The 26,241-nt window shown below is 75.2% G+C and carries 24 protein-coding genes and 1 pseudogene; 12 read left to right on the forward strand and 13 right to left on the reverse strand.

The features are described from left to right. The first annotated feature begins 5 nt into the window (after positions 1–5). The gene (locus ACFVVA_RS15475) at positions 6–539 is read left to right on the forward strand and encodes a SigE family RNA polymerase sigma factor (RefSeq protein WP_387689696.1); all 534 of its coding nucleotides are present in this window, start codon (positions 6–8) and stop codon (positions 537–539) included. Beyond that, entirely contained in the window at positions 536–1,498 is a 963-nt protein-coding gene (locus tag ACFVVA_RS15480; protein ID WP_387689698.1) for a hypothetical protein, read from the forward strand. Before ACFVVA_RS15475 ends, ACFVVA_RS15480 begins: the two co-directional genes overlap by 4 nt. Before the next feature lie 56 nt (positions 1,499–1,554). On the opposite strand, the gene ACFVVA_RS15485 is transcribed toward ACFVVA_RS15480, so the two are convergent. Continuing rightward, positions 1,555–2,787, reverse strand: coding sequence for a glycosyltransferase (locus ACFVVA_RS15485; protein ID WP_387689700.1), 1,233 nt, complete (start codon positions 2,785–2,787; stop codon positions 1,555–1,557). Between the two features lie 251 nt (positions 2,788–3,038). On the opposite strand from ACFVVA_RS15485, the gene ACFVVA_RS15490 reads away from it, so the two are divergent. Further along, complete coding sequence (locus tag ACFVVA_RS15490; RefSeq protein WP_387689701.1) at positions 3,039–3,842, forward strand: nucleotidyltransferase domain-containing protein; 804 nt, start codon at positions 3,039–3,041, stop codon at positions 3,840–3,842. 100 nt (positions 3,843–3,942) lie between these two features. On the opposite strand, the gene ACFVVA_RS15495 is transcribed toward ACFVVA_RS15490, so the two are convergent. Then, complete coding sequence (locus ACFVVA_RS15495) at positions 3,943–4,449, reverse strand: hypothetical protein (protein ID WP_387689703.1); 507 nt, start codon at positions 4,447–4,449, stop codon at positions 3,943–3,945. A 190-nt stretch (positions 4,450–4,639) separates the two neighbouring features. Between ACFVVA_RS15495 and ACFVVA_RS15500 the strand changes: the two genes are divergently transcribed. From ACFVVA_RS15500 to ACFVVA_RS15510, 3 genes are all read left to right on the forward strand, one after another. Continuing rightward, on the forward strand, positions 4,640–5,311 hold the full coding sequence (locus ACFVVA_RS15500; RefSeq protein WP_387689705.1) for a DedA family protein: 672 nt from the start codon (positions 4,640–4,642) through the stop codon (positions 5,309–5,311). A 143-nt stretch (positions 5,312–5,454) separates the two neighbouring features. After that, positions 5,455–6,618 carry a sensor histidine kinase gene (locus tag ACFVVA_RS15505; RefSeq protein WP_387689707.1) on the forward strand — a complete coding sequence of 388 codons (1,164 nt, stop codon included), beginning with the start codon at positions 5,455–5,457 and terminating at the stop codon, positions 6,616–6,618. After that, complete coding sequence (locus ACFVVA_RS15510; protein ID WP_387689709.1) at positions 6,609–7,253, forward strand: response regulator; 645 nt, start codon at positions 6,609–6,611, stop codon at positions 7,251–7,253. Before ACFVVA_RS15505 ends, ACFVVA_RS15510 begins: the two co-directional genes overlap by 10 nt. Here the strand turns inward: ACFVVA_RS15510 and ACFVVA_RS15515 are convergent. The 4 genes from ACFVVA_RS15515 to ACFVVA_RS15530 all read right to left on the reverse strand — a co-directional run bounded on the left by ACFVVA_RS15515 (position 7,238) and on the right by ACFVVA_RS15530 (position 12,461). Continuing rightward, the gene (locus ACFVVA_RS15515) at positions 7,238–7,729 is read right to left on the reverse strand and encodes a hypothetical protein (RefSeq protein WP_387689711.1); all 492 of its coding nucleotides are present in this window, start codon (positions 7,727–7,729) and stop codon (positions 7,238–7,240) included. The two genes, ACFVVA_RS15510 and ACFVVA_RS15515, sit on opposite strands and share 16 nt — an antisense overlap. A gap of 64 nt (positions 7,730–7,793) precedes the next feature. After that, complete coding sequence (locus ACFVVA_RS15520) at positions 7,794–9,707, reverse strand: ABC transporter ATP-binding protein (protein ID WP_387689944.1); 1,914 nt, start codon at positions 9,705–9,707, stop codon at positions 7,794–7,796. A gap of 503 nt (positions 9,708–10,210) precedes the next feature. Beyond that, positions 10,211–10,732: a YbaK/EbsC family protein gene (locus tag ACFVVA_RS15525; RefSeq protein ID WP_387689713.1), complete on the reverse strand. Its 522-nt coding sequence runs from the start codon at positions 10,730–10,732 to the stop codon at positions 10,211–10,213. Positions 10,733–10,739: 7 nt separating this feature from the next. Continuing rightward, positions 10,740–12,461: a 2-isopropylmalate synthase gene (locus tag ACFVVA_RS15530; protein WP_387689715.1), complete on the reverse strand. Its 1,722-nt coding sequence runs from the start codon at positions 12,459–12,461 to the stop codon at positions 10,740–10,742. Positions 12,462–12,647: 186 nt separating this feature from the next. Here ACFVVA_RS15530 and ACFVVA_RS15535 point away from each other — a divergent pair, with 186 nt between their 5' ends. The 6 genes from ACFVVA_RS15535 to ACFVVA_RS15560 all read left to right on the forward strand — a co-directional run bounded on the left by ACFVVA_RS15535 (position 12,648) and on the right by ACFVVA_RS15560 (position 19,432). After that, on the forward strand, positions 12,648–13,331 hold the full coding sequence (locus ACFVVA_RS15535) for a FadR/GntR family transcriptional regulator (protein ID WP_387689717.1): 684 nt from the start codon (positions 12,648–12,650) through the stop codon (positions 13,329–13,331). Positions 13,332–13,749: 418 nt separating this feature from the next. Next, positions 13,750–16,662 carry a nitrate- and nitrite sensing domain-containing protein gene (locus tag ACFVVA_RS15540; RefSeq protein WP_387689719.1) on the forward strand — a complete coding sequence of 971 codons (2,913 nt, stop codon included), beginning with the start codon at positions 13,750–13,752 and terminating at the stop codon, positions 16,660–16,662. Further along, on the forward strand, positions 16,659–17,114 hold the full coding sequence (locus ACFVVA_RS15545; protein ID WP_387689721.1) for a roadblock/LC7 domain-containing protein: 456 nt from the start codon (positions 16,659–16,661) through the stop codon (positions 17,112–17,114). Before ACFVVA_RS15540 ends, ACFVVA_RS15545 begins: the two co-directional genes overlap by 4 nt. Before the next feature lie 5 nt (positions 17,115–17,119). Then, the gene (locus tag ACFVVA_RS15550; RefSeq protein ID WP_387689723.1) at positions 17,120–17,635 is read left to right on the forward strand and encodes a DUF742 domain-containing protein; all 516 of its coding nucleotides are present in this window, start codon (positions 17,120–17,122) and stop codon (positions 17,633–17,635) included. A 2-nt stretch (positions 17,636–17,637) separates the two neighbouring features. Continuing rightward, positions 17,638–18,228, forward strand: coding sequence for an ATP/GTP-binding protein (locus ACFVVA_RS15555; protein ID WP_387689725.1), 591 nt, complete (start codon positions 17,638–17,640; stop codon positions 18,226–18,228). A 70-nt stretch (positions 18,229–18,298) separates the two neighbouring features. Then, positions 18,299–19,432, forward strand: a complete 1,134-nt coding sequence (locus tag ACFVVA_RS15560; protein WP_387689726.1) for an FAD-dependent monooxygenase — start codon at positions 18,299–18,301, stop codon at positions 19,430–19,432. Between the two features lie 126 nt (positions 19,433–19,558). Here ACFVVA_RS15560 and ACFVVA_RS15565 read toward each other — a convergent pair whose 3' ends face one another. The 7 genes and pseudogenes from ACFVVA_RS15565 to ACFVVA_RS15595 form a co-directional block, all read right to left on the reverse strand. Next, complete coding sequence (locus tag ACFVVA_RS15565) at positions 19,559–20,809, reverse strand: transferase (protein ID WP_387689727.1); 1,251 nt, start codon at positions 20,807–20,809, stop codon at positions 19,559–19,561. 276 nt (positions 20,810–21,085) lie between these two features. Beyond that, the gene (locus ACFVVA_RS15570; protein WP_387689729.1) at positions 21,086–21,886 is read right to left on the reverse strand and encodes a serine hydrolase; all 801 of its coding nucleotides are present in this window, start codon (positions 21,884–21,886) and stop codon (positions 21,086–21,088) included. 80 nt (positions 21,887–21,966) lie between these two features. After that, positions 21,967–22,623, reverse strand: coding sequence for a DUF1707 domain-containing protein (locus ACFVVA_RS15575; RefSeq protein WP_387689730.1), 657 nt, complete (start codon positions 22,621–22,623; stop codon positions 21,967–21,969). A 99-nt stretch (positions 22,624–22,722) separates the two neighbouring features. After that, positions 22,723–24,123 carry a cytochrome P450 gene (locus ACFVVA_RS15580; protein WP_387689732.1) on the reverse strand — a complete coding sequence of 467 codons (1,401 nt, stop codon included), beginning with the start codon at positions 24,121–24,123 and terminating at the stop codon, positions 22,723–22,725. Between the two features lie 68 nt (positions 24,124–24,191). Further along, positions 24,192–24,473, reverse strand: coding sequence for a hypothetical protein (locus tag ACFVVA_RS15585; protein ID WP_387689734.1), 282 nt, complete (start codon positions 24,471–24,473; stop codon positions 24,192–24,194). Positions 24,474–24,719: 246 nt separating this feature from the next. Continuing rightward, the gene (locus tag ACFVVA_RS15590; protein WP_387689945.1) at positions 24,720–25,616 is read right to left on the reverse strand and encodes a phosphotransferase family protein; all 897 of its coding nucleotides are present in this window, start codon (positions 25,614–25,616) and stop codon (positions 24,720–24,722) included. Between the two features lie 225 nt (positions 25,617–25,841). Further along, positions 25,842–26,231: pseudogene (locus ACFVVA_RS15595) on the reverse strand (nuclear transport factor 2 family protein); the annotation flags it as partial. Positions 26,232–26,241: the final 10 nt, after the last annotated feature.

Below are 26,241 nucleotides of genomic sequence, written 5' to 3' on the forward strand. Positions count from 1 at the left end.
TGCTCATGGGAGAAGCGAAGAGCGATCGGGATGACGGGTTCCAGGCGTTCATCGTCGCGGCCTGGCCGCGCCTGGTACGGACGGCGTACCTGCTGGCCGGCGAGCAGTACGCGGCCGAGGACCTGGTGCAGTCCGCCGCCGAGAAGGCCTGCGCGGCCTGGGCGAAGGTGCGCCGGGCCGACGATCCGTACGCCTACGTGCGGCGGATCCTGGTCAACCAGCACGCCCGGCGCTGGCGCCGCCGGGCGCCGGAGCTGCTGGTGGACGCGGTGCCTGACACGGCGGGGGCGGAGGACGGCTTCGCCCGCTCCGACCAGCGCGGGGCCCTGCTGGCCGCACTCGCCACCCTGCCGCCGCGCCAGCGCGAGGCGGTGGTGCTGCGGCACTGGGAGGACCTGAGCGACAGCCAGACGGCGGCGGCCATGGGCTGCTCGGTGGGTGCGGTGCGCAGCCACGCGGCGAAGGGCATCGCACGGCTGCGGCAGGTCACGGCGCTGGTGGAACTCAAGGACACGACACGGATCGGAGGAGCGGCATGAACCGGGAGCCGGACGGGGTGGGTACGGGAGCGGACGACGGCGAGGACCTGTGGGTGGGGTTCGGCCTCGCCGAGGCGGCGGCCGGCGCGAGCATCGGCCCGGCGCCGGTGGCGGACATCGTGGCGGGCGGCCGCCGGCTGCGGCACCGCCGCCGTACGGTGGTCGGCGCGGCGGTGCTGGCCTCGGTGGTGGCCCTGACCGGAGGTGCGCTGACGCAGCTGCGCCCGGGCGGGGCACCCGCCCACGGAATCGGTGCCGCGAGCGTCGGCGCCGCGCTCTCCCCGACGCCCGGCCCCACGCCGGAGCGCACTCCCGATTGGGGCTACCCCATCCCGCCGGACGGGACCGCCCCGGCCTTTCGGGACCCGCTCGCCCCGGTCCGGGTGCTGCTGGGCCAGGGCCTGACCCCGGACGGAAAGCAGTGGCAGCTGTGGGAGGCGCTGTGGCCGCAGGCTCCGCAGCGGCGGGCGTTCGAGCAGGCGACGGCGGTGTGGGAGGAGCGCAGCCGGTACGACCCGGCGGTGCCCGAGCCGACGCCGGAGTACGTCCGGCAGTACTGGCAGCCGGACTCCGACGTCACCAACGTCTACTTCATGGTGGACGGGGTGCGGCAGTCCCACGACTCCGAGGGCACCCAGCCGGCCCCGGGCAGGGTCGACCCGCGCAGCCGGACCGCTTTCGGCGGCGGCCTGGTCGGCCACCGGGGCAAGGGCGACACCGTGGCCCCGCTCGACGTGGTGCTGCTCTCCCTCGGCCCGGACGTCGGCCGGGTGGTGGTGACCTGGGCGGACGGCAGCACCACCGAGCCGGCGTTCGTCACCGTGGCCGACTCCCCGATCCGCGCGATGGTGGTGGCCCGCCCGGGGACGATGCGGGCGAAGTCCTGGCAGTTCTTCGACAAGGACGGCAACACGCTCCCGGACGCCGGAGCCCGGTACCTGACGGAGCCTGCCTCCTGAGACGGCGGCGGGAGTGGGAAGTCGGCCGGGCCGACTTCCCACTCCTCGCCCACCCCTCAGCCGAGCAGCAGCTTCGCGGCCACCGTCGCACCGTCCGTGCGGATGCCGGCGGCGACGGCGGCGGCGCGCTCACGGGTGGCGGGGGCGAGGGCGAGGCGGAGAGCCGCGGTGAGGGATCCGGTGGTCGTGGTCGGGCCGTCGTGGGCGGCGCCGATGCCCAGCTCCGCCACCCGCGAGGCCCAGTAGGGCTGGTCCACGATCTGCGGGACCAGCACCTGCGGAACGCCGGCCCGGGCGGCCGTGGTGGTGGTGCCCGCGCCGCCGTGGTGGACGACGGCCGCGACCTTCGGGAACAGCGCCTGCTGGTTGACCTCGCCGACCGCGAAGCAGTCCTCGGCCCCGTCCACCTCGGCCAGTCGGGCCCAGCCGCGGCCGAACAGCACCCGCCGGCCCTGCGCCCGGACCGCCTCGACGGCGACCCGGGCCGCGTCCACCGGGTCGCGCAGCGGCATGCTGCCGAAGCCGACGTACACCGGCGGCTCGCCGGCCGCCAGGAAGGCCGACAGGTCGGCGGGCAGCGGGCGTTCGTCCGGCAGGATCCACGCGCCGGTCTGCACCGCCTCGGGCCAGGCAGCGCCGGCCGCGCCCCCGCCCGTGGCCGGGCCCGGCCACGGGTCGAGCAGCGGGTCGGTGGCCAGCCACGGCCGCCCGGTGAGGACGTGATCCCGGACGTTGTCGGCCACGGGCAGTCCGACGGCCGCCCGGTGGGTGTTGACCGCCGCGCCGAACAGCACGTTCATCGTCCCGATGTTGAGCTCCCACAGCTCCCGGGGGTCGGTCACCTCCGGCGGGTACGGCAGCATCGGGTACTCGAACGGCCGGTGGTGCGGGGAGGGCAGCATGGTCGGCTGGAGGGCGACGCAGGTGAAGCGGGCGCCCAGTCGCTCGGCCGCCGCCTGGGCTCCGGCCACCGCCGGGAACAGGCCGGTGGCCACGACCGCACCGCCCGGCTCGGCCGCCCCGAGCACCGCCGCGTGGAACTGCTCGACCAACCGGGCCGCACGCTCGGGGAGTTCCGAGGGCGCCGGGGGCGGCCCGCTGACCAGCGAACGCACCGACTGCCCGACCGGCACCAGTTCGACCCCGGCCTCGGCCAGCCGGGCCGCGAACTCCTCGTCCGGCGGCGCGCACACCCGCGCCTCGGCGCCCAGTTCCCGCAGCCGCAGCGCCAGCGCGGCCATCGGCTCGACGTCCCCGCGCGACCCGTACGTCGACAACACCACTCGCACGTCGTGACTCCCCGTTCCCTCGGATTGCGTCCTCGAGCCGGTGATTCTGCGGCAGCACCGGGGCCTTGTGGCAAGGCCCCCCGTGCGCTGTACGTTGAGAGTGGCGAGGAGTGGGTACGCCTGCGGACACCGTCACTCTCCGGACACCGCCACGACGCCGGGCCCCGCCAGGACGCCCGAACCTCCATGACACACCGGGCGGGTGCCGTAATTCCCCGGGCGGGCGCCGAAGCGCCTGGCAGACTCTCCCCATGCGCACCGTCATTGAGCACATGGCCGCTCAACTCGCCCGTGTGCCGGGCGTGGTGGGGGTGATGCTCGGCGGGAGCCGGGCCCGGGGCGAGGAGGGGCCGGAGTCGGACTGGGACCTCGGGGTGTACTACCGGGGCGCCCCCGACCTCGACGCGCTGCGGGCGCTCGCCGGGCCGGAGGTCGAGGTGGCCGGGCCGGGCGGCTGGGGCCCGTGGGTGAACGGCGGTGCGTGGCTGCGGGTCGAGGGTGTCGCCGTGGACTGGATCCTGCGGGACCTCGACCGGGTCGGGCGGGTGTGGGCGGACTGCCGCCGGGGCCGCTTCGAGGTGGGAACGCAGGCCGGCCACCCGCTCGGCTTCTGGTCGCCCTGCTACCCGGGCGAGGTCGCCCTCGGACTGCCGCTGGCCGACCCCACCGGGGAGTTGACGCGGCTCAAGGAGCAGGCCGCCGACTATCCGGAGCCGCTGCGCGACGCCCTCACCGCGGCCACCTGGGAGGCCGGCTTCCTGCTCGACACCGCCGCGAAGAGCGCCGCCCGCGCCGATGCCCTGCACGTCTCGCTCTGTCTGTCGCGTGCCGTCGGCATCCTGGTCCAGGCCCTCCACGCCCACCACCGCCGCTGGTGCCTCAACGAGAAGGGCGCCCTGGCCGTTGCGGAGCAACTGCCGGACACTCCGGCGGACTTCGGCACGACTGTGCGCGGCCTGCTCGCCGCGCCCGGCGGATCGGCGGCCGAGCTGACGGCCACGGTCGCCCGGGCGCGGGAACTGACCCGGGAGACCGTGACCGCACTGGGCCGCTGAGCCGCCGGCCGGCCCGCGGAGCCGGCTCCCGGGCTCCCGGGCTCCCGCCGAGCCGGCCCAGGGCTCCCGGCGGGGCGGTCCAGGCCTCCCGGCGAGCCGGTCAGTCCCGGTACCAGGAGACGGTGAACCCGTGGTCGGCCGCCGACGCCACCTCGACGGCCGCCGCCCGCAGCTCCCGCTCCCACTCCTGCCGCGCCCCGGACTCCCGGTCGCCGAGGCAGTCCGGGCAGCAGACCTGGTCGGCCAGCGCCGCGAACCGCTGTTCCGCCGCGTCAGCGGCCCCGCCGCTCGCCCGCCAGAGCTCGCTGACGGCGTCCCCCGACGTGATCTCCTCCGACACCAGCCGGGCCGCCGTGCGGTGCAGCAGGCAGCGCCCGACGAAGTCGTCGTCCGGCACCGGCAGGCCGAGCTCGGCCATCGCCTGCCACAGCAGCCCGCTGAGCTCGGCCGAGCGCTCGCCGCGGCCCCGACGCCCCGCCAGGTCGCACAGCGCGGCCGACTGCGCACCGACTCCCGCCGCCAGCAGCTCGGCGGCGGCCATCGGCAGGTCCTCGGGGTGGACGAGCCCGGTGGCGTACCGCCAGGCCAGGGTGAAGGCGTCGTTCATGGCGACATCCTGACAAGACGACCGCGGCCGTCGCCACCCGGTATCCGCGGCCCTGCGGGAAACCGCGGGGTGGCGTGCTGCGGGAAACCGCAGGAGGTTCGCCGGAAACCCTCATACCGCCACTGACCTGCGGTTTCTAGCGTGGAGCCAGCCGGGGACGAGCAGTCCCCCGACCACCTTGGAGCCCCGCATGCCGCACACCGTCCTCGCCATCGCCCAGCAGCCCGCCGACGGGTTCGCCGGCTGGGCGGCCGACCTGGTCGACACCATGGGCGGCCCCGGGGCCGGCCTGGCGATCGCGCTGGAGAACCTCTTCCCGCCGCTGCCCAGCGAGGTGATCCTGCCGCTGACGGGCTTCGCCGCCGGGCAGGGCGTGATCAGCCTCGCGTCCGCGCTGACCTGGACCACCCTCGGTTCGGTCACCGGGGCCGTCGTCCTCTACTGGCTGGGCGCCCTGTTCGGCCGGGAGCGGATGCACGCGATCTGGGCCCGGCTGCCGCTGGTCAAGGCCTCCGACCTGGAGCGCACCGAGGCCTGGTTCGCCCGGCACGGGACGAAGGCGGTGCTGCTGGGCCGGATGGTTCCGATCTTCCGCAGCCTGATCTCGGTGCCGGCCGGGGTCGAGCGGATGCCGCTGCCCGCGTTCGTCATGCTGACCACGATCGGCAGCCTGGTGTGGAACACCGTGCTGGTGATGGCCGGCTTCCTGCTCGGGGACCGCTGGGACGTGGTGGAGACGTACGTCGGGCTGCTCTCCAAGGCGGTCCTGGTCGTGGTCGTGCTGGCCGTGGCCGGGTACGTCGTGATGCGCGTCCGCGGCCGCGGCGGCGAGAGCGCCGCCCAGCACCGCCGCACCCGGTGACCGCCCCGGACGGCGCTGCGGGCCCGGGCGACACGCCGGACCGGGCCGGCCCCGCACACCCCGCCCCGGACGGCACCGCGCACATCGGCCCCATCGGCCCCATCGGTCCCACCGGCGCCACCGGCCCCGTAAGCTCGAACCCCGTGCAGGGGGATGGAGCAGACACCACGTCATGGCCGCGCCGCGCAGCCGGAGTTCTGCTCGGCTGCCCGAGCGCCGCCCTCGCCGCGCTGTACCTGCTGCTGGCCGGCGCCGTCCTCGGCCCGTTCCTGCTCTGGCCGCGCACCCGCCCGTACGCGGCGCCGGGCCTGCTGTCCGGGGTGCGCCGGCTGGCCGCCCTGGAGCGGGCCCGGCGCAGGGTGTTCTTCGGCGACCGCTTCCCCCGCCACTACCGGGCGGACGACCGCAGGCTGCTGCGCTACCTGGTGGTGCGCAGCGGTGGCGGGCTGGTCGCCGGGGTGGTGCTGGGGCTGCTGGTCTTCGGGCTGGCGCTGGCCGTGCTGCTGGTCGGCGGGGTGCTGCGCGGCTCGCTGGGCTGGGAGGAGCTGGCGACCCAGGTGCTGCTCGGCGGGGTGCTGCTCTTCCTGGCCGTACAGGGCCTGTTCTCGCTGGCCGCGCTGGACGCCCGGACCGCCCGGGAGTGCTTCGGGCCGTCCGAGGCCGAGCTGCTGCGCCGCCGGATCGCCGAACTCGCGGACAGCCGGGCCGCGGTGGTGCGGGCGGTGGACACCGAGCGGCGCCGGATCGAGCGGGATCTGCACGACGGCGTGCAGCAGCGGGTGGTGGCGCTGGCGATGCTGCTCGGCCGGGTGCGGCGCGGCCTGGACCGCCACCAGGGCCCGGAGCGGACGGAGGCGCTGCTGCGCCAGGCGCACCGGGAGGCGCGGGAGGTGCTGACCGAGCTGCGCGAGGTGGCCTGGCGGGCGTACCCGTCGGCGCTGGACACCCTGGGGCTGGAGGAGGCGCTGGGCGGGGTGGCCGAGCGGTGCGCCATCCCGCTGCGGCTGCGCTACGAGGTGGCCGGCCCGCTCCCCGAACCCGTGCGGACCGCGGCCTACTTCGTGGTGTCGGAGTGCGTCACCAACGCCGCCAAGCACTCCGCCGCCTCGGCGGTCTCGGCCCGGGTCGAGCGGGCCGACGGCCTGCTCACGGTGCGGGTGGAGGACGACGGCGCGGGCGGCGCGGATCCTGCCGGCAGCGGCCTGACCGGCCTGCGCGGGCGGGTGGCCGCGCTGGACGGTACCCTCCACGTCCACAGCCCCGCCGGGGGCCCGACCGTCATCACCGCGGAGCTGCCATGCGCGTGACCCTCGCCGAGGACTCGACCCTGCTGCGGGAGGGCCTGGTCCGCCTGCTCGCCGAGGAGGGGCACGAGGTGCTGGCCGCGGTGGGCGACGCGACGGCGCTGACCGCGGCGGTGGCGGAGCAGCAGCCGGACGTCGTGGTGGTGGACATCCGGATGCCGCCGACCCACACCGACGAGGGGCTGCGGGCGGCGGTGGAGATCCGCGAGCGGTGGCCGCGGGTCGGGGTCCTGGTGCTCTCCCAGCACATCGAACGCGGTTACGCGGCCCGGCTGTTGGACGCCGGCGCGGAGCGGGTCGGCTATCTGCTGAAGGACCGGGTGGCCGAGGTCGAGGAGTTCCTGGACGCCCTGGTGCGGGTCGCGGCGGGCGGCGCGGTGATCGACCCGGAGGTGGTCCGCCGCCTGGTGGTGCACACCACCCGCACCGACCCGCTGGCCCGGCTCACCCCGCGGGAGCGCAGCGTCCTGGAGGCGCTCGCCGAGGGCTGGACCAACACCGCCATCGCGCAGCGGCTGCACGTCTCGCTGAGCGCGGTGGAGAAGAACCTCAACGCCGTCTTCGACAAGCTGGACCTGCCCCGCACCACGGACCACAACCGCCGCATCCTGGCCGTCCTGCACTACCTCGGCGTGTAGGGCCGGTCTCCTGGGTCCTTGCCGGACCCGACGGCACGGACCCAGACGGGGAACGGCGGGATGGCCGCTTCCTCCCCCTCCGCCTCCTCCTCGTCCGTGATCCTGGTGACGCCGGGCTCCGCGTCGGCGAGGTAGTCCGCGACGATCGGTCCGAGGTCCGCCACCGGTTCGTACGCGCCGCCGAACGGCAGGTCGTCCGGGCCGACCGAGCCGGTCGAGCAGCGCAGCTGCCCGGCCTGGTCGTCGTGCCAGACGTAGAACGTGGCCGGCCCGTCGTGGCCCAGCGCCCGGACCCGGTCCCGGAGCAGGGCGGCGGTCCGCTCGAAGGCGGCCACCACCTCCGGGACGCTCAGCGCCCGCCGGTCCTCGACCTCGGCGGTCAGCCACCAGGTGTTGGTCTCCCACTCCACCGGGTGGTCGTCCGGCTCCAGCGCCAGCGGCTCGTCCGCCAGCTCGGCGATCCACGTCAACAGCATGGCGCCAGTATCCCCGGCCGGGCGACGCCCCCGACCCCCAGCCCCCAGCCCCCGGCCCCGGGGCTCAGTGCTCCCGCGGCTCCCGGGCCCGGAGCGCGGCGACGTGGCCGGGGCGGGGACGGGGGCGGGCCGCCCTCCCGGCGCCGTCGCGGGCGGCTTCCGGCGACCCGAGGTCGAGCACCCGGTCGGCCAGCGGCAGCAGGGCCCGGTCGTGGGTGATCAGGACGGTGGTGCGCCCGGCCATCAGGCGGCGCAGCGCGGGAACGAGCTGCGCGACGGTGTGCACGTCCAGGCCGCTGGTGGGTTCGTCCAGGACCAGCACGGGGGAGTCGCGCAGGAAGGCGCGGGCGATGGCCACGCGCCGGCTCTGCCCGCCGGAGAGCTGGAAGCCGTCGGCGCCGATCACGGTGCGGTAGCCGTCCGGGAGCGCGGTGACGAAGTCGTGGGCGTCGGCGTTGCGGGCGGCGCGTTCGACGGCGGCGGGCGGGGCGTCGGGGCGGCCGTAGGCGATGTTGTCGGCGATGCTCGCGTGGAACAGCGGGGCCTCCTGGGGCAGCAGGGTGACCGCTCGGCGCAGTGAGGCGAGGGTGAGGTCGCGCAGGTCCTGCCCGTCGAGGCGGACGGTGCCGGCCTGCGGGTCGAGGAAGCGGACCAGGAGCTTGGCGAGGGTGGATTTGCCGCTGCCGTTGGGCCCGAGGACGGCCAGGCTCTCGCCGGGGCGCAGGTCGAGGTCCAGGTCGGCCAGGACCGGCGGTCCGGGAACGCCCGTGGCACCGGGGTAGCCGGCGCGGACGCCCTGGAAGGTGATCCGGCCCCGGACCGGGCCGGTGTCCCGGGCCGTGGGACGTTCCTGCACCGGGCTGCGGATCTCGTGCAGTTCCAGGACGCGTTCGCCCGAGGCGCAGGCCGTGCCGGCCAGCGGAATGAGTGCGGCGAGCTGCTGGACGGGCTCGAACAGCTGGGCCATGAAGGCGGCGAAGGCGAGCAGGCCGCCGAGGCTGAGCTGTCCGTGGATGACCTCCAGCGCGCCGACACCCACCACGACCAGCCCGGCGAGCAGCTGAAGCACTCCGAGGAAGGGCTGGTAGAACTCGGCGACCCGGGCGGCGGCGAGTTCGGCGTCGAGCAGGGCCCGGCCCTCCCGATGGACCCGTTCGACCTCGCGGTTCTCCTGGCCGCACGTCCGGGTGACCATGGCGTTGCGCAGGGATTCCTCCAGCAGCGCGGTGACCCCTCCGGCGCGGCGCTGGACGCGCCGTTCCCGGCGCCGGATGACGCGTCCGAACAGGCTGCTGGAGAGGATGAACAGCGGGGCGGCCAGCAGCGCGGCCAGGGTGAGCGGCCAGCTCAGGTAGAACGCGGCACCGGTGAACAGCAGCAGGCTGACGACGGCCACCGCACCGTCGACCAGCCCTGTGGCCACCATCTGCTCGATCTCGGCGATGTCGACGGTGAGCCGCGCCACCAGGTCGCCGCGCCAGCGGCTCCCCAGCGTGTCGGGGGGCAGGGTGTGCAGGTGGGCGAGGGTGTCCGTTCGCAGCCGCAGCATGTAGCGCTCGGCGGTCCTCGTGCTGGTGTAGGCGCCGGCGAAGGTGAACAGCGCGGCGACGGCGGCCGCACCGAGCATCAGGGCCGCGAGCGGCCAGAAGTCGCCGAAGTGCCGGGGGACGAGGACGTCGTCGATGAGGTCCTTGAACAGCCAGACCGAGACGACCTCCCCGAAGGCGCCGACGACGAGCAGGGCCGCGCTCACCGGGAGCCAGCGCGCGTCGGGGCGCACCCACGGCCAGAACCGGCGGATCAGCTCCCGCAGCGGTATGACCGGCGATTCCGCCACCGGTCCCTGGTCGTCGGCCTCGTTGGCCTTGTTGGGCTTGTCTGCCTCGGCGGCCTTGTTTGTCTTGTTGGCCTCGGCGGCCTCGGCGGCCTTGTCGACCTCATCGGCCGCCCGGTCGCCCGGGGGCGTCACATCGCGCATGGACACGACCCGTTGCTCTCGGAGACGTCGTTCCGGAATCCGGAAACGACGTTCCGGGATCCGGACCCGCCGTACCGGGGTGGGGCCGCGTCATCCTCCGTGCGGAGGCGCCGGCGACCCCAGGGCGAGGGGCCGGCGGTAGCACCGCCGGCCCCTGGGGTGACGCTGGTCGGACCTGCCGTGTGCAGTCCTAGCCGAAAGCGCTGTCACCAAAAACCGAAACGACGACGGTGGTGACCACGGCGGTCGCGGTCACGACCACGGTCCCGACGATCACGACCGTAACCACGGTCTCTGTCTCCTCCACGGCCGAAGTAACTCATCACGGCTTCTCTCTCTCGTCGTGTCGGCCCTCCGCGCGCCCACGACCCGCACCGACGGCGCGAATTGCGGGGAACTGGAGGCCGTTACCGGTGGTCGAACCCTTCCGGCGGCCTGTCGGCGACGCCCGGATCGATTCGCCCCACTCCTCCAGTATCCGCCTACCGAACGTATGCGCAGCTTCAGAGCCGATCGGATTGTGCGGTTGTCGGATCCTGCGTCTGTTCGACGACCACTGTGGATGGCGTCCCGCCCGTCACGTTCAGCAACTCCCGGTACGTCATCGGGACGACGGTGTGCGGGTGTCCGGCGGCGGCCCAGAGCACCTCGTACGCGTCGAGCGCCGTGTCGACCACGGTGCGCAGCGGCGCCGGGTGGCCGGTCGGGGCGACGCCGCCGATGGCCTGGCCGGTGGCCTCCCGGACCTGGGCGGCGGTGGCGCGTTCGATCGGGCCGGTTCCCAACTGCCGTGCCAGATAGGCGGTGTCGACCCGGTGGGCGCCGCTGGTCATCACCAGTAGTGGCGCGCCGTCACAAATGAACACCAGGCTGTTCGCGATGGCGCCGACCTCGCAGCCCAGCGCGGCGGCGGCCTCGGCGGCGGTGCGGGCGGAGTCGGGCAGGACGCGGATCTCGCCGGGGACGCCGGCCACCGCCAGTGCCTCGGCGACGGCCTGACTGCGTGTGGGGAGTGAAGAGGTCATCGGCCCATCATGCCTTCCGTGCCGAGCGGCGCGAGGCGGCGCTCAGCACCGCCCGTACGCCCGCGGTGAGCACCGAGGCGTCCCGCCCGGCGCCCCACACGACCCCGCCGCCGGGCCCGCCGACCCGTGCCTCCACGTAGGCGACGGCGTCCCGCCCGGAGCCCACCGCGTGCTCGCCGAAGGAGAGGATCTCCGCCCCCACGGCGTCGGCCAGCGCGTCCAGCGGCCCGGCGCCGGTGCCCCGGCGGCCGTCGACCTCGGCCCAGTCGTCCCCGACCCGCCACCGCCGGCCGGCCCCCGCGTCCAGGTACTCGGCCCGGAAGAGTCCGTACAGCTCCTCCGCCGTCATCTCCCGTCCGCTGTCGTCGGTGGCCTCCTGCACCACCCGGGCGAAGTCGATCTGCAGCCGCCGGGGCAGTTCCAGCCCTTCCGCGGCCTGCAGCAGGTGGGCGATCCCGCCCTTGCCCGACTGGCTGTTGACCCGGATCACCGCCTCGTAGTCCCGCCCCAGGTCGGCCGGGTCGATCGGCAGGTACGGCACCGACCAGGGCGCCTCCCGCTGCGGGACGCCCAGCGCGGCGGCGGTCTCGGCGTGCCGGGCGAAGCCCTTGCGGATGGCGTCCTGGTGGGTGCCGGAGAAGGCGGTGTGCACCAGGTCGCCCGCGTAGGGGTGCCGCTCGTGGACGGGCAGCCGGTTGCAGTGCTCGACGGTGCGCCGGATCGCGTCGATGTCGGAGAGGTCCAGCATCGGGTCGACACCCTGGGTGTGCAGGTTGAGCGCCAGGGTGACGAGGTCGACGTTGCCGGTCCGCTCGCCGTTGCCGAACAGGCAGCCCTCGACCCGCTGGGCGCCGGCGAGGACGGCGAGTTCCGCGCAGGCGACGCCGGTGCCGCGGTCGTTGTGCGGGTGGACGGAGAGGATCACCGCCTCGCGCCGTTCCAGGTGGCGGTCCATGTACTCGATCTGGTCGGCGTACACGTTGGGGGTGGCGATCTCGACGGTGGCCGGCAGGTTGTGGATCACCGGCCGCTCGGGCGAGGCGTCCCAGAGCCGGGTGAGCCCGTTGCACACCTCCAGCGCGTAGTCCGGCTCGGTCAGGTTGAACACTTCGGGCGAGAACTGGAACCGCAGGCCGTCCCGGCCCTCCCCCAGCCTGGCCATCAGCGTCGCGGCCGAGGTGATCAGCGCCCGGAGCCCGGCGCGCTCCTTGCCGAGGACCACCTCCCGCCACTGCGGCGCGGTGGCGGTGTACAGGTGGACGACCACCCGGGGCAGGCCCGCGACGGCTTCGAAGGTGCGCTCGACCAGGTCGGCCCGGGCCGCCGTGAAGACCACGACGGTGACGTCCTCGGGCACGGCTCCGGGGGTGGTCGCCAGTTGGCGGACGAAGTCGAAGTCGGTGCGGCTGGCGGACGGGTAGCCGACCTCGATCTCCTTGAAGCCCATGGCCAGGAACAGGTCGAACATCCGCTGCTTGCGCGCCGGGTCCATCGGCTCGGCCAGTGCCTGGTTGCCGTCGCGCAGGTCGACGGGCACCCACAGCGGGGCCCGCTCGATGCGACGGCCGGGCCAGCGGCGCAGCAGGGCGGGCACGTGCACCCGCTCGTGCGCGGGGCGGTAGCGGTGGGAGGGCATGGTGCCGCCGCGCTGGGGGTTCCAGGCGGGGGCGGCGGCCGGGACGGGCCCGGCGGGGGCGTGCAGGGTGGGGAAGCGTACGGGCGGTCGCATGACGGGGTTCCTCGCTCGGGGCGGACACCGGAGACCGGCAGGACGGCGCGCCGCAGCGGGGTGCCGGTCCGGTCACGCCCCGCTGCGGCCGCCAAGAAGAAGGCCCCCCGGGGGGAGCGTCCACGGCTGCATGCCGGGTAGAGTAACCACGACCAAAGTCCTCAGACAACCTGACAGGTGAACCCGATGGCCGCGCTCCGCCCCTCCCCCCTCGCCGAACAGGCCGCCGCCCGGCTGGAGGAGCAGATCCGGGCCGGGCAGTGGCCGGTGGGCGGGAAGCTGCCGGGCGAGGTGGCGCTGGCCGAGGAGCTGGGCGTCGGCCGCTCGACCGTCCGGGAGGCGCTGCGCACCCTCGCGGCGGCCGGGATGGTGCGCAGCCGCCAGGGCTCCGGGGTCTACGTCACCGCCGACCGGCCCACCGGGGACTGGGCCGCCCGGCTGCGCCGCGCGGAGCTGGCGCACGTCTACGAGGTGCGGACGGTGGTCGAGGTGCAGGCGGCCCGGTTGGCGGCCGACCGCCGCACCGGGGCGGACCTCGCCGCGCTCGACGCCGCGCTGGCAGCTCGCCGGGCGGCGGGCGGGGCGGACGACGCCGCCTTCGTGGACGCCGACATCGCGCTGCACACGGCCGTGGTGGCGGCCGCGCACAATCCCGTCCTGGACGACCTGTTCGCCCAGTTCGCCCCGGTCCTGCGCGAGCAGCTGGTCGCCCTGGTCGGCCTGTTCGGCCTGCGCGCGGAGGATCCGGACCACGGCTACGACGCCCACGCGGACCTCGTCCGAGCCCTGCACGACGGCGATCCGGAGGCGGCCGGGCGGGTGCTGGCGGCGGAGCTGGAGGCCACCCGTTCCCGCCTGCTGGCGCACTGACGGGGCGCCCGGGGGCCGCGCGACGGGGCGTCACACAGTTTTCACACCCCGGCCACCCGCCGGCCGGGCGCCGCGACGACACTGTGTCGAGCAGGCCCGGAACCGCCTCCTCCGCATACGCACCGTCAACGGTCGAGTGACCTTGTGTTCACCGCGTGTGCAAGCACGGCCCAGGCAGCGAACGGATTTTCACTCCAATCACACGGTATGACTAGTATCGCTTCGTCAAAAAACCGTGCCCGGACGGCCCGCCCCTCACCGGCCGGCCGCCAGCCCCAAGGAGTCAGCTCTGCGCGCGCGTGCGAATCGGCGGCCCCCGACGCCGAAGGGCCCCCGCAGGCGTCCACGCCTGTCCCTGCGGACGGCGCTGCTCGTCCTGGCCGTCGTCCCCAGCATCGCCCTGGTCGCCCTCTGGGCCGTGACCAGCGGTGAGACCATCGCCGACTTCCAGCGACTGGCCGACCAGGCCACCGTCGCGCAGAAGGCCGGCCAACCGTCCAACATCGTCTACTACAACCTCCAGGAGGAGCGCCGGCTCAGCGCCGAGGCGCTCGCCCGGCCCGGCTCCAACGCCGACCAGCTGCGCCGCCAGCGCCAGCTGACCGACGACGCGGTGCGGCAGTTCCAGACCCTCTCCGGGGCGACCGCCGACAACGCCCCCGCCGAGGTCCGCTCCGCCGTCGTCGAAGCCCGCCAGGCCATGGGCAAGCTGGCCGAACAGCGTGCCGCCGTCGACCGCGCCACCACCGACCAGCAGAGCGTCTTCGCCTACTACACCGACCTGATCAGCGTCGACCTGCGGCTGTTCACCGCGCTCAGCCGGGTCGACACCGGCGAGGTCACCTGGCTGTCCAAGACCCTGGTCAACTCCTTCTGGGCCAAGGAGATGATCTCCCGCGAGGACGCCGTCCTGGCCCGCGGCTGGCCCACCGGGCGGCTGTCCGCCACCGACTACCAGCAGGTCCAGCAGCTGATCGGCGCGCAGGACCACCTGCTCAACGTCCAGGTCCTGCCGTACATCCCGGACGCCGAAGCACCGGCCTGGCACGACCTGGTCAACAGCCCGTCCTGGCAGGCCAAGGCCGCCGTCGAGCAGGCCCTGCTCAAGCCCACCGCCGCCGACGCCGCCGGCACCGTCAAGCTCCCGGCCACCCAGGACCAGTGGCGCCAGGCCCTCGACGGGCTCAACCCGCCACTGGTCAAGGCCATCGAGGACCGCACCAACGGCATCATCGAGGTCGCCAAGAGCGCCATCATCGGCATGCTCACCCGGGTCGTGCTGACCACCGTCATCGGCCTGATCACGGTCGTCGCGGTCGTCATCGCCTCCTGGCGCCTGAGCCGCTCGCTGCGCCGCCGCATCAAGGACCTGCACACCCAGGCCGAGGAGATGCAGCGCACCCTGCCCGAGGTGGTCGAACGCCTCGGCCGCGGCGAGCAGGTGGACGTCGAGGCCGAGACCCGCACCATCACCGCCGGCCCGCACGGCAACGGCACCGACGAGCTGGCCCGGCTCGGCCAGGCACTCAACCTGGCCCGCTCCGCCGCCCTGGAGTCCGCCGTCGGCCAGGCCGAGCAGCACCGCGGCTTCGAGCGGCTGCTCCAGCGCATCGCCCGCCGCACCCAGCTGCTGATCGGCCGCCAGCTGCGCAAGCTGGACGAACTGGAGCGCAAGCACGACGACCCGGAGGTCCTGGAGGGCCTCTTCGACCTCGACCACCTCACCGCCCGCCTGCGCCGGTACGAGGAGAACCTCGTCATCATGGCCGGCGGCCAGCCGCAGCGGCGCTGGCGCAAGCCCGTCCCGCTGCTGGACGTGCTGCGCGCCGCACAGGGCGAGGTGCAGGACTACCGCCGGATCTCGATCGACATCGAGGGCGACCCGTGGCTGTCCGAACGGGCCGTCGGCCCGGTGGCGCACGTGCTCGCCGAACTGATGGAGAACGCCACCACCTTCTCCAAGCCGCCCACGCCGGTCGAGGTGCGCGCCGCCGTGGTCGGCCGCGGGCTCGCGATCGAGATCGAGGACCGGGGCCTGGGCATGGACCCGGAGCAGTACGACGCCGCCAACGAACTGATGAGCCGCCCGCCGCGCACCGACGTGCTGGCCCGGGCCGACGACATCCGCCTCGGCTTCCACGTGGTCTCCCGGCTGGCCGCCCTGCACGGGCTGAGGATCGAGTTCCGCCCGTCCGCCTTCGGCGGCACCCGGGCGGTCGTGCTCGTCCCGGACGAACTGGTCATCGAGGGCGACACCGGACTGCCGGACGGCGCCGGCGGTACGGCCACCGAGCCCATCCCGCTGGTGCGCCGCTCGCGCCGGGCCGTGCGCTCGGCCTCCGACGAGACGCCCGCCCCGGTGCCGGCCGGTCCGCCGGTCGCGCCGGTGGACTCCTTCGGCCTGGACTCCTTCGGCCAGGGCGGCTTCGTCCCGCAGGCCGCTCCGGTGCCGCTGCCGCTGTCCTCGATGGGCGTCGGGGCGGACATCGGGGCGAGTGTCCAGGCGGGCGCGGAGACGACCGCCGAGACGATCGCCGAAGCCGAGCCGGAAGCCACCGTCCACGAGATCCCGCTGCCGGAGGCGCCGTTCCCGCACGGGCAGCCGTTCCCGCAGGGACAGCCGTTCCCGCAGGAGCAGCCCTACCAGCCCGAACAACCCTTCCCGCAGGAGCAGGCCTACCAGCCGTACGAGTCCGGGCAGGCCTACGAGTCCGGGCAGGCCTTCGGCTCCGAGCCGTCCCACCCCTCCGGGCCGCCGGTCCGGCCGGAGCAGCCGATCGAGCACAGCTCCCCGGCCGACCCGGCACCCGCCCTGGACACCCCGGCCTACCCGGACATCGCCTACGCCCGGGTCACCGAGGCCGAGGCCCCGTACGCCGACGAGCAGTACCGCCCGGCCGACCACTACCGGCTGGCCGAGCGCCGGCAGCGCCGCGAGTACCGGACCTCGGTGCCGTTCAGCCCGGCCGAGGGCGGCCAGGCCCCACTGCCGCAGCGCGTCCGGCAGGCCAGCCTGGCGGCCGAGCTGCGGGTGCCCCCGCCGGAGCGGTCGTCGTGGGTCGAGCGGCCCGCCGCCGGGGCCGCCGCCCCGCCCGCGGGCCCGGTCGAGCGCACCGACTGCCCGGTGCGGCGCTCGGGTGCGGCGATCGGCGCCTTCCAGCGCCAGTCCCGCGCCGCCCGGGCCCAGGACAGCGGCGAGCACCCGCTGCCCACCGCCCCGCCGGCCCCCTCCCCCGCACCCGCCGGCCACCCGGCTCCCGCGCCCGCCCCGTCCCCCTGGGCCCTTCCGGCCGCGGACACCCGAACCACACGAACGGATGACCAGTCATGAACCGCACGATCGCCACCCACCAGGACCTGGACTGGCTGCTGGACGGACTCGTCGACTCGGTGCCCGGGACCAGGAACGCCGTCCTGCTCTCCGACGACGGTCTCGTGGTCAGCCACTCCCGCACCATCGAGCGGGCCGACGCCGAGCGGCTGGCCGCCGTCGCCACCGGCCAGCAGAGCCTGGCCCGCGGGGTCGGGGCGCTGTTCGACGGCGGCCCGGTGCACCAGGTGATCGTCGAGCTCGCCGAGTGCTGGCTGTTCGTCATCGCCGCCGCCCAGGGCACCCACCTGGCCGTGGTCGCCTCCCAGGAGGTGGACGCCGAGGTGATGTCCGTCGCGATGCACACCCTGGTGCAGCAGGTCGGCCAGAAGCTCACCACCCCGGTCCGCGGCGAGGGTGCCCCCGCCGCCCCGGCCTCCTTCGACGCCTTCGCCGCCCGGAACCGGGGCTGACCCGGGTGGAACCGTACGGGAACGACGCCTGGGGGGACGGCCCCGACGACGGCCGGCAGGCCGGCCCGCGGTCCGGCCGGGACGACGGCCGGCGACGCGGCGCGGCGCCGCACTGGAGCGAGCTGGAGGAGGACGCGGAGGACGAGACGGGCAGCATGGTGCGCCCGTACACGATCACCCGCGGCCGGACCGCGCCCGAGCGCGACGACCTCACCCTCATCACCGTGCTCACCACGGTCGAGGCGGAGGCCGACGCGGCCCTGGCGCGGGGCAGCCGCGCCGGTGCTCGCGGCCTGCAGCCCGAACACCGGCTGATCCTCGAACGCTGCCGGCGCCCCATCGCCGTCGCCGAGGTGTCGGCGGGCCTGGACCTCCCGGTCTCGGTCACCAAGATCCTGCTGGGCGACCTGGTCTCCCAGGGCCTGCTGAAGGCCCGGGCACCGCTCTCGGTGGCCCGGGCCGCCGGGGGCGTGGACCTCGGCCTGCTCACGGCCGTACGCGAAGGACTCCGGAGACTCTGAACATGGCAACACCCCACTCCGCCATCGACGCCCCCACCGCCCCGGCCGCCGTCAAGATCCTGATCGCGGGCGGCTTCGGCGTGGGCAAGACCACCCTGGTCGGCTCGGTCAGCGAGGTCGCCCCGCTGCGCACCGAGGAGTACCTGACCCGGGCCAGCGTCGGCATCGACGACCTGGCCGGCGTCGACCAGAAGACCACCACCACCGTCGCGCTCGACTTCGGGCGGATCACGGTCAGCCCCGAGCTGGTCCTCTACCTGTTCGGCACGCCCGGCCAGGAACGCTTCTGGTTCATGTGGAACGACCTGGTCAACGGCGCCCTCGGCGGGATCGTCATCGCCGACACCCGCCGGCTGGAGACCAGCTTCGCCTCCATCGACTTCTTCGAGAGCCGGGGCATCCCGTTCGTGGTCGCGATCAACTGCTTCCACAACACCAACACCCGCACCCCCGACGAGATCCGGGCCGCGCTCGACCTCGACCCGCAGGTGCCGATGCTGCTCGGGGACGTGCGCGAGCGCGCCTTCGGCCGGGACCTGCTGCTCGCCCTGGTCGACCACCTGATGGACCTCGCCGCCACGCGCGCCGGCTGAACCGGTCCCGGCCGGACCGTACTCGGCCGAGCCCCCACACTCCTGCGAACTTCCCTTCGGAGCGACCCTCATGACCAGACCCCTGCGCGTCCTCGTCAACGGTGGCGGCATCGGCGGCCTCACCCTCGCCACCGCCCTCGCCCAGCGCGGCCACCGGGTCGACGTCGCCGAGCTGCGCGAGCAGCTGGAGGCCCTCGGCGTCGGCATCATCCAGCCGTCCAACGCCCTGCACGTGATGCGCGAGATCGGCGTCCTGGAGGACTGCCTGTCCGTCGGCTTCCCGTGGGAGGTGCTGACCATCTGCGACCCGGCCGGCGCCACCCTCGCGAGGATCCCGCAGCCCCGGATGGGCGACGTGCCCTCCAACAACGGCATCCCGCGCCCCGCGCTGGCCCGCGTGCTGGCCGACGCCGCCGCCGGGGCGGGCGTCACGGTCCGCTTCGGCACCACCATCGGCACCCTGCACGAGGACGCCCACGGCGTCGAGGTCGCCCTCACCGACGGGCACGTCGGCCGCTACGACCTGGTCGTCGGCTTCGACGGCATCGGCTCGCCGCTGCGCCGCCACCTGTACGGCGAGAAGTACGCCCCCGAGTACACCGGCTTCGCCAACTGGCGTGTCACGCTGCCGCGTTCGCCCGAGGTGCAGGGCGTGGTGATGTCCTCCGGCAACCTCAGCGCCAAGGCCCTGCTCACCCCGATCAGCACGGAGCAGATGTACCTGGGCTCGGTCTTCGCCGAGGCCGAGGACTTCCGTCCGGACCCGGAGCGCGCCCACGAGCAGCTGCGCGAGCGGCTGGCCGGCTTCGGCGGGCCGATCGCCGAGGCGCTGGCGCTGATCACCGACCCGGACGCCGTGGTGCACTCGCGGATCTCCCAGGTCACCGTCGAGGAGCCCTGGCACGTCGGCCGGATCGTCCTGGCCGGCGACGCCGCCCACGCCTCCACCCCGCACCTCGCCCAGGGCGCCGCGATGGCCGTCGAGGACGCGCTCGTGCTCGCCCTGAGCCTGGACGCGGCCGACACCGTGCCGGCCGCCCTCGCCGCCTGGGAGGAGCGCCGCCGCCCCCGCGCCATGTGGGTCCAGGCCCTGTCGCGGGCCGTCCTCAAGCAGGAGACGGGCACGCCGACCACGCCGGAGGAGGACGAGCTCCTCAAGGTCGGCATCCCGGGCGCGGCGCACGTCCTGGTCCAGCCGTACTGACGGCTGCGGCCCCGGCCCCTTCGCCCGGCCGCGACCCCGGCCCCGGGCCCGGCCCCGGGCCCAGCGGCGCGTTTCGGCGCGTCGCCGGGCCGGGCAAAGGGGCGGGCAGCCGGGCGGCGGGGCGGTTCAGCGACCGGCCAACTGCAGGATCCGGTACCCGAGCCACCCCGGCAGGACCAGCGCGAGGGCCAGCCCCGCCATCACCAGGTCGGCCTTCCTGGTGGCGAGTTGCGCCCTCCAGGCCATCGCCCGCTGCCGCCTCCCGGTCGCGGCCAGCGCCGCGTGGATGGTGCGGACCAGGTGCACGGTGGGCGTCCGCAGGGAGGAGCCGCCCGACCGGGCCGTCCACGCCGTCCGCCCCCTGCGCTCCTTCACCGGGAACACCCGGGGGGTCCAGTGGGCGTCGAAGGCGATGACGGCTCCGACCCAGTGCCCGCCCACGACCATCTCCCTGGGCAGCAGCGGGGTGGGGAGGCTCGCGTTCACCTGGCCGGCCAGCTCCGGAAAGCCGCGCGGGGCCAGCAGGATCAGCTTCGCCGGCGGCTGCGTGGCCCGGGCCTCCCCGATCTCCCACCGCAGCCCCTCCCCCGGCCCCAGCCGCAGCACGATCAGCTGGGACAGGTCCATCAACCGCCGCACGGTGCCCTGCCAGTCGTCGGGCGGCAGGTAGAACCGGGCCGCCCCCAGGAGCGGAAGGGTCTCCCCCGGCCGCCCCACCGCGATCACGGGACCGACGGCGCCCAGCGCGGCGGCGAACTGCACCTCCCGCGCGCGGAGGTCGCTCCTCGCCCTGTCGTCCACCCGGGCGGCCGCCTCGTCGTCGTCGAAGCTGCGCAGGTAGAGCACGGGTCTGCGACCGTCCCGGAGCAGGGCCTGGGCCGCCCCGCGGGCCGCGTACGGACGGGTGCCGCGCAGGAGCAGGAGGCCGGCCCCCGCGGTCGCGACGCCGCCCGCCAGCAGCAGGAGCGACGCCTCCGGCGGGAGCGCGTCGCTGCGCTCCGACACGGCGACGGCGAGCGCGCCGCCCCCGGCCAGCACGCACCCGGCGGTGTTGGCGGCCAGGACGGCCCGCCGGCATCGCGGCCGCCGGGTGCCGTAGCGGTCGACGAGCGCGACGATCTCGGCGACCCCCGCCCGTCGGCGGTGCCGCAGCCACAGGGCGGGTCCGAGCAGCGCCAGGGCGACCGCCCCGCACCACAGCGCCCCCGCCCTGCTCGCGCGGACCTGCTGGCCCACGCCCACGTTGACCAGCAGGTGCAGGGCCGCGTACGCCGCCGTGAGCGCGACCGCCGTGATCCACCGGGCGAACATCCGTAGCCGGGACGACACGCCGACCACCCCCGAACCCTCGCGCAGCAGTTGAGCAGGACCCTTCAATCCGATACCGCAACGGAAGGGCCGTCATGCGTGTGCGATCGGAGCCGGTTCCCGGGCGCACGCCCCGAGCGGGACGGCCCGGAGCACGTCCGGGCCGTCCGTCGGCGGATCCTCCGCAGTGTCACGCGCCGGGCGCCTCCGCCCCGGTGGACGCCGGACACTCCTGTTCGACCGGGTCACCGCGCCGGCCGACAAGCGGCCGGCTGGACGGCGCACGCCGTATGCCGCATGCCGCATGCCGCTTCGAACCCGCCGGCCGCCACGGGCTCGTACGGATCAACCCGCCGAACGGAGCGGCGCCGGGCGGGCCGAGGGCACCGGCCGGCTGATCTGGTCCCGGCGGTCCCACACCGCCTTGGAGATGCGGGCGAGCAGGCGGGCCGCCGGGTCGGTGCGGTCCGTGCCGTCGGCGAGCGGGCCGGTGTAGCAGACGGCGATCAGGTAGGGCGGGCAGTCGGCCGCCTGGACGAGGCCCACGGCGAGCCGGGTGCCGGGGATCCAGCCGTTCTTGAAGGCGATCCGGGTGTTGGAGGGGAGGCCTGCGGCCAGGTCCACCCGGAACTCGTTGCATTCGAGGAGGCCGAGGAGTTCGGGCTCGTCGGCGAGCGAGCGCAGCAGCCGGACCAGGTCGCGGGCGCTCACCCGGTTGTGCACGCCCCGGGCGCGCGCCGCGTGGTCCTCGATCCCGCGCGGGGTGGCGCTGTGCGTGGCTCCGGCGCGGCGCCACACGTCGGCGACGGCCTGCTGGGTGGTGCGGGCCAGGCAGATGTTGGTGGCGAGGTTGGAGGAGTGGGTGATCATCCGCTCGGCGAGCAGCCGGAGCGGGACGTGGGTGCCGAGCAGCTCCCAGGGCAGCGGATCGCTGTCCCGGTCCGGGTCGATGCCGAACTCCCCGCCCACGACGGACTCGAAGCGGTTCACCACGGGGACTTCGGCGTCGAGACCGACGCCGGCGCGGCAGAGCGCGGCGAGCACGGCGACCTTCATCGTGCTCGCGGCGTCGTGCAGTTCGTCCGGGTTGTGGAGGAACACCGGCTTCGAGTCGCCCATCCAGGGGGCCACCACCACAGAGAGCATGGAGGAAGGGTAGGGCAGAACCGGTCGGACCTCGACGGTTGCGGCGCACGACACGAACCCGCGGCCGCCGCGGCGGCCCGTCAGCCGCCGGGAGGCAGCGCCACGGGCTTGCGCAGCAGCCACTGGCCGGCCGTCCGCCGCGGCTGCCGCACGACGATCCGGCCGTGGCGCTTCCTGCCGACCAGCTCCACGCGCAGGACGACCGGCCCGCCGGAGTCCGGCGCCCGGTCGTTCCTGACCCTGCTGAACTCCAGTGCCAGGGCGTCGGAATCGACCACGACGCCGGGCCCGGTGATCAGCGTCAGGGTCTTGCCCTCCATGTCCAGGTCAATCCGCAGGGTGTCCTGGGTGATCACCGCCCGGGTGAAGTCGAGCGTCACGTCGCACCACTCCACGAAGAGTTCCAGCCGTCGCGGCACCACCCAGCGCCCCTCCCGCCTGACCGCGCTCCACCGCTGGTCGATCCGCAGGACGTCCTTGACCTCCGCCACCACCCCGTCGGCGGAGATCGACACCGGCGGCAAGTCGGCGGTCAGTCCGGCCAGTTCGCCGAGCGTCCGCGCCGACAGGGCGGCCTCCAGGCGCTCGTCCAGCTCGTCCGGGGTCAGCCGGCCGTCGCCCGCCGCGACCCGCAGCAGCTCGGCCACCCGGTCCCGGTCGGCGTGGGAGGCCCGCATCCCGGACTGCTGCGGGCCGCCGCCGGAGTGCGTCCCGGCGGGCACGATCTCTCCCGGCATACTTCCCGTCCTGAACTCGACGATGGTCGTCACGCGTCGGGGTCGGCGACACGGACGGGAACTCACGATATATCGCGATAGGAGTTCCCGCCAGACCACTCAGCGGGACGGGCCGTCCGCGGCGCGCGGGCTCACCAGCATGCGGATGTCGTCGGCGGCCCACAGCACGAACCGTTCGACCGGGACCACCCGGTGGCCCGGCTCGGGCCGGAAGCCGAGCCGCTTGAGCAGGACGGCCAGCACCACCTGGGCCTCCGTCATGGCCAGGCCCGCCCCCTCGCAGGCGCGCGGGCCCAGGCCGAACGGGATCCAGGCCAGCCGGGGGCGCCCCGCCGACTCCTCGGGGGTGAACCGCTCGGGACGGAACCGCTCCGGCTCGGGCCAGTACGCGGGGTTCAGGTGGACGGCCAGGATCGGGAGGAGGACCACCGCCCCGGCGGGGACGGTGTACCCGCCGACGGCCAGCGGACCGGCGGTCCACCGGGCGCCGTACGGGCCGGGCGGGTAGCGGCGCAGCGACTCGCGCAGGACCATCCCCAGGTACGGCAGCCGGTGCAGGTCGGCGTGGTCGGGCGCCGGGCGGTCACCGAGGACGCGGTCGAGTTCCTCGGTGACGCGCGCGGCCGCCTCCGGGTGGGCGGCGAGCAGGTGCAGCGTCCAGGAGACGGCCACGCCCGTGGTGTGATGGGCGGCCAGCATCACGGCGAGGACGGTGTCGCGGATCCTCGCGGGGCTCTCGCCGGCCTCGACGAGGGCGCCGATCAGGTCGCTGCGGTCGCGGGTGCCGGGGTTGTCGGTGTCGGGGCCGCCTGCGCCGCGGTCGCGGGTGCCGGGGCCGCCGGCGCTCGGGCCGTCCGGGCGGTGCGCGGCGATCACCTGGTCGACCGTCGCCCGCAGCCGGGCGAGGGCCCGCGCGGTCCGTTCGACGTGCTGCTCCGGGGCGTGCTCGGCCGGATCCCGGTAGAGGCGCTCCAACTGGTCGGCGAGCACCACCTCGAAGGCCTCGACCACGCCGTCCGGGTCCTCGACCTCGCCGCCCAGGGCGTAGCCGCAGACCATCCGGAGGGAGAGCCCGGCCAGTTCCCGCTGGAGCTCGACGGGCCGCCCGGCGGGCAGGGCGGCCCAGCGGTCCGCGAGCCCGGTCGCCAGGGCGGCGAAGCGGGCGACGTGCCGTTCGTGCGAGGGCCGTCCGGCCAGGACGGTGAGCAGCAGCCGGCGCCACGGCCCGTGCTCGTCGGCCGGGAGCACCTGGAGGTTGCCCGCCTCGAACAGCGGGTCCAGGAAGGAGAACAGCCGCCGGGGCCGCTCGTCGAGGTGGACCGCGGCCTCCAGCAGCACCGGATCGGCGATCGACACGGCGGTCCCGGCCCCGGGCAGCTGGAGCCGCGCGACGGGTCCGTACTCGGCGTGCAGCCACAGCTGGTAGGCGTGCAGGCCGCCCGCCCGCGCGATGGCTCCCACCCCGCCGTCGGCGCACGGTTCGGGCCCCGGGATCTCCATCGCACCTCCTCGTGACGGCGCGGGAAGTCGGCCCGGCCGACTTCCCGTGCTCCGGTCCTGCTCCTGCGTCAGTTGACGAAGTAGCTGAAACCGACCGTCGCCGCGGACATCCCGGCGGCGATCTCCCGCGTCAGCGACCCCTGGCAGTTCGCCGCGGAGTACACGTCGACCCTCGCGTCCGTGAGGTTCTGGACGAGTACGGGCGACAGGGTCGGGTAGCACCCCCGGGCCGGGTTCTGGTGCGCCGCACCGTTCACCACCAGCACCCCCGTCGCCGCCTGTGCGGGCACGGCGAACGCGAGCACTCCGGCGGCGGCCAGCATCCCGACCGCGGCAATCCGACGACGCATGACTGTTCTCCCTTCCGAGGGCGCACGACCGGTTGCGGCGCCCTTCCGGGGCATGGATTCCCCCGCCGCCCCGTCCGCGCCGGAAACCCCCGCCGCAATCCCCCGAACCGACGAGGGCGTACGGGCTCCTGCCGGGTCTCCGGCGAGGAGGCGATGTCGCGGCCACGGCTGCTCGGGGCGCTCGTCTCCGGGCGGACGGGCCGGGACGGGCCGGGACCGGCCGGGACCGGCCGGTGACGGCGGCCCTCAGTCGCCGAGCAGCCGCAGGGCCTGCCGCAGGTTGTGCTCGGCGATGCCGGCCATGGCCTCGCGGGCCGGGAAGTCCCCGTCGAGCAGGCGCAGCGGTCCCGCCGTCAGCGAGAGGCGCTGCGCCAGCGCGTAGAGGGCGAGCCGGTCCTCGTCCAGTCCGTCGGCCGCCAGCGGCCGGTAGCCGGCCTCGCGCAGGCGGATCCGCAGGAAGACGTGCTCCCACTCGACGTCGAAGTACATCGTGCCCTCGATGTCGATCAGCACCGGGCGGCCGTCGGCGTCCACCAGCACGTGGTCGGGCCCGAGTTCGCCGTGCACCACGGCGTGCTCCGCGCGCGGCCGCACCGCCGCCGCCAGCTCCCGCAGGCGTTCCGCGAAGCGGTCCCGGGCCCCGGCGATCCGGGGATCGCGCGCCGCCGCCTCCGCGAGGTCGCGCAGGGCGCGGTCCCGTACGACGCCCTCGCAGGACGGCCCGTGCGAGGTTCCTCCGCCGTCGACCACGGCCACCTTCCCGTAGCCGGGCGCGCGGTGGCCGTGCATGGCGCCCAGCGCGTCGCCGAGCCGGGCCAGCACCGGGGCGGCGGCGCGCGGGTCGCGGGCGAGCAGCTTCTCCAGGCTCTCGCCGGGAACGTCCTCGACGATCGCGAGGTCGGCCGTGTCCGGGGTGCCGGCGCCGTCCCGGTCCCCGGCGCGCTCGACGAACCGGAGCGCCGGGACGCGGACGCCGAGCGCGCCCAGCCGCGCGTGCGCGGCCTGGAACAGGTCGAGGCCGAGTCCGGGCGAGAACGGGTCGGCGAGGTCGTCGTCCCCCTCGGCCGCGGGCCAGTGGTTCTCGGTCCGGTCCCAGCGGTAGGCGACCGCCGTCGTCCCGTCGTCCATCAACAGCCGGTACACGCCCTTCTTGCTGCCGCCCGTCAGCCGCTCGACCGTCTCCAGCCGGCGGCCGCCGCCCAGCGCGGCGCGCGCCGCGCCCGCCAACCGCTCCCGCACCGCCGCCCCGGCCCCTTCTCGTCCTGGTCGCCCCCGGGCCGGCCGTCCCCCCGTCCCGGCCGGCGCACCCTGGCTCCGCAGGTGGCGGCTCACATCACCGACCAGGGTGATCCGCACCCGCCGCTCCACGAACCGCCACCGCCCGTCCTCCCCGCGCGCGAAGCGGTCGTGGTACCGGCCGGCGGCGATGGCCTGCAGCGGCAGTTCGGGCAGCGCCTGCAGCACCGTGACGTACGAGCGCGCGACCGCCGTCCCCGCCCGCTCGTCGACCTCGACGGCCAGGTTGCCGGTGACGTGCTGGGTCCGCGGCGTCCCGTCGGCGTACACGGCGATCGTCTCCCGGAACATCGCCTCGATCGCCGCGGCCCCGCGGACCGGCGCACCGCTGCCGACGAAGACGGCGTCGGCGAGCAGGGCGCCGAGCCCCGCGAAGTCGCCGTCGTCCACGAGTTCGGCGTAGCGCGCGATCAGGTTCTCGATCGCGCGGTGGCTCGGTACCGGATCGACGGACGCGGACATGTTCTCCCCC

The sequence above is a fragment of the Kitasatospora sp. NPDC058048 genome (assembly GCF_042885555.1).
Lineage (GTDB): Bacteria > Actinomycetota > Actinomycetes > Streptomycetales > Streptomycetaceae > Kitasatospora > Kitasatospora lactacystinica.

Excerpts from the sequence above, each read along its gene's own strand:
- ACFVVA_RS15490 (WP_387689701.1), top strand. The coding sequence starts at position 3,039 with ATGCGCACCGTCATTGAGCACATGGCCGCTCAACTCGCCCGTGTGCCG.
- ACFVVA_RS15560 (WP_387689726.1), top strand. The coding sequence starts at position 18,299 with ATGACCAGACCCCTGCGCGTCCTCGTCAACGGTGGCGGCATCGGCGGC.
- ACFVVA_RS15545 (WP_387689721.1), top strand. The coding sequence starts at position 16,659 with ATGAACCGCACGATCGCCACCCACCAGGACCTGGACTGGCTGCTGGAC.
- ACFVVA_RS15520 (WP_387689944.1), bottom strand. The coding sequence starts at position 9,707 with ATGCGCGATGTGACGCCCCCGGGCGACCGGGCGGCCGATGAGGTCGAC.
- ACFVVA_RS15580 (WP_387689732.1), bottom strand. The coding sequence starts at position 24,123 with ATGGAGATCCCGGGGCCCGAACCGTGCGCCGACGGCGGGGTGGGAGCC.
- ACFVVA_RS15525 (WP_387689713.1), bottom strand. The coding sequence starts at position 10,732 with ATGACCTCTTCACTCCCCACACGCAGTCAGGCCGTCGCCGAGGCACTG.
- ACFVVA_RS15575 (WP_387689730.1), bottom strand. The coding sequence starts at position 22,623 with ATGCCGGGAGAGATCGTGCCCGCCGGGACGCACTCCGGCGGCGGCCCG.
- ACFVVA_RS15585 (WP_387689734.1), bottom strand. The coding sequence starts at position 24,473 with ATGCGTCGTCGGATTGCCGCGGTCGGGATGCTGGCCGCCGCCGGAGTG.
- ACFVVA_RS15475 (WP_387689696.1), top strand. The coding sequence starts at position 6 with ATGGGAGAAGCGAAGAGCGATCGGGATGACGGGTTCCAGGCGTTCATC.
- ACFVVA_RS15500 (WP_387689705.1), top strand. The coding sequence starts at position 4,640 with ATGCCGCACACCGTCCTCGCCATCGCCCAGCAGCCCGCCGACGGGTTC.
- ACFVVA_RS15555 (WP_387689725.1), top strand. The coding sequence starts at position 17,638 with ATGGCAACACCCCACTCCGCCATCGACGCCCCCACCGCCCCGGCCGCC.
- ACFVVA_RS15480 (WP_387689698.1), top strand. The coding sequence starts at position 536 with ATGAACCGGGAGCCGGACGGGGTGGGTACGGGAGCGGACGACGGCGAG.
- ACFVVA_RS15510 (WP_387689709.1), top strand. The coding sequence starts at position 6,609 with ATGCGCGTGACCCTCGCCGAGGACTCGACCCTGCTGCGGGAGGGCCTG.
- ACFVVA_RS15530 (WP_387689715.1), bottom strand. The coding sequence starts at position 12,461 with ATGCGACCGCCCGTACGCTTCCCCACCCTGCACGCCCCCGCCGGGCCC.
- ACFVVA_RS15570 (WP_387689729.1), bottom strand. The coding sequence starts at position 21,886 with ATGCTCTCTGTGGTGGTGGCCCCCTGGATGGGCGACTCGAAGCCGGTG.
- ACFVVA_RS15535 (WP_387689717.1), top strand. The coding sequence starts at position 12,648 with ATGGCCGCGCTCCGCCCCTCCCCCCTCGCCGAACAGGCCGCCGCCCGG.
- ACFVVA_RS15495 (WP_387689703.1), bottom strand. The coding sequence starts at position 4,449 with ATGAACGACGCCTTCACCCTGGCCTGGCGGTACGCCACCGGGCTCGTC.
- ACFVVA_RS15515 (WP_387689711.1), bottom strand. The coding sequence starts at position 7,729 with ATGCTGTTGACGTGGATCGCCGAGCTGGCGGACGAGCCGCTGGCGCTG.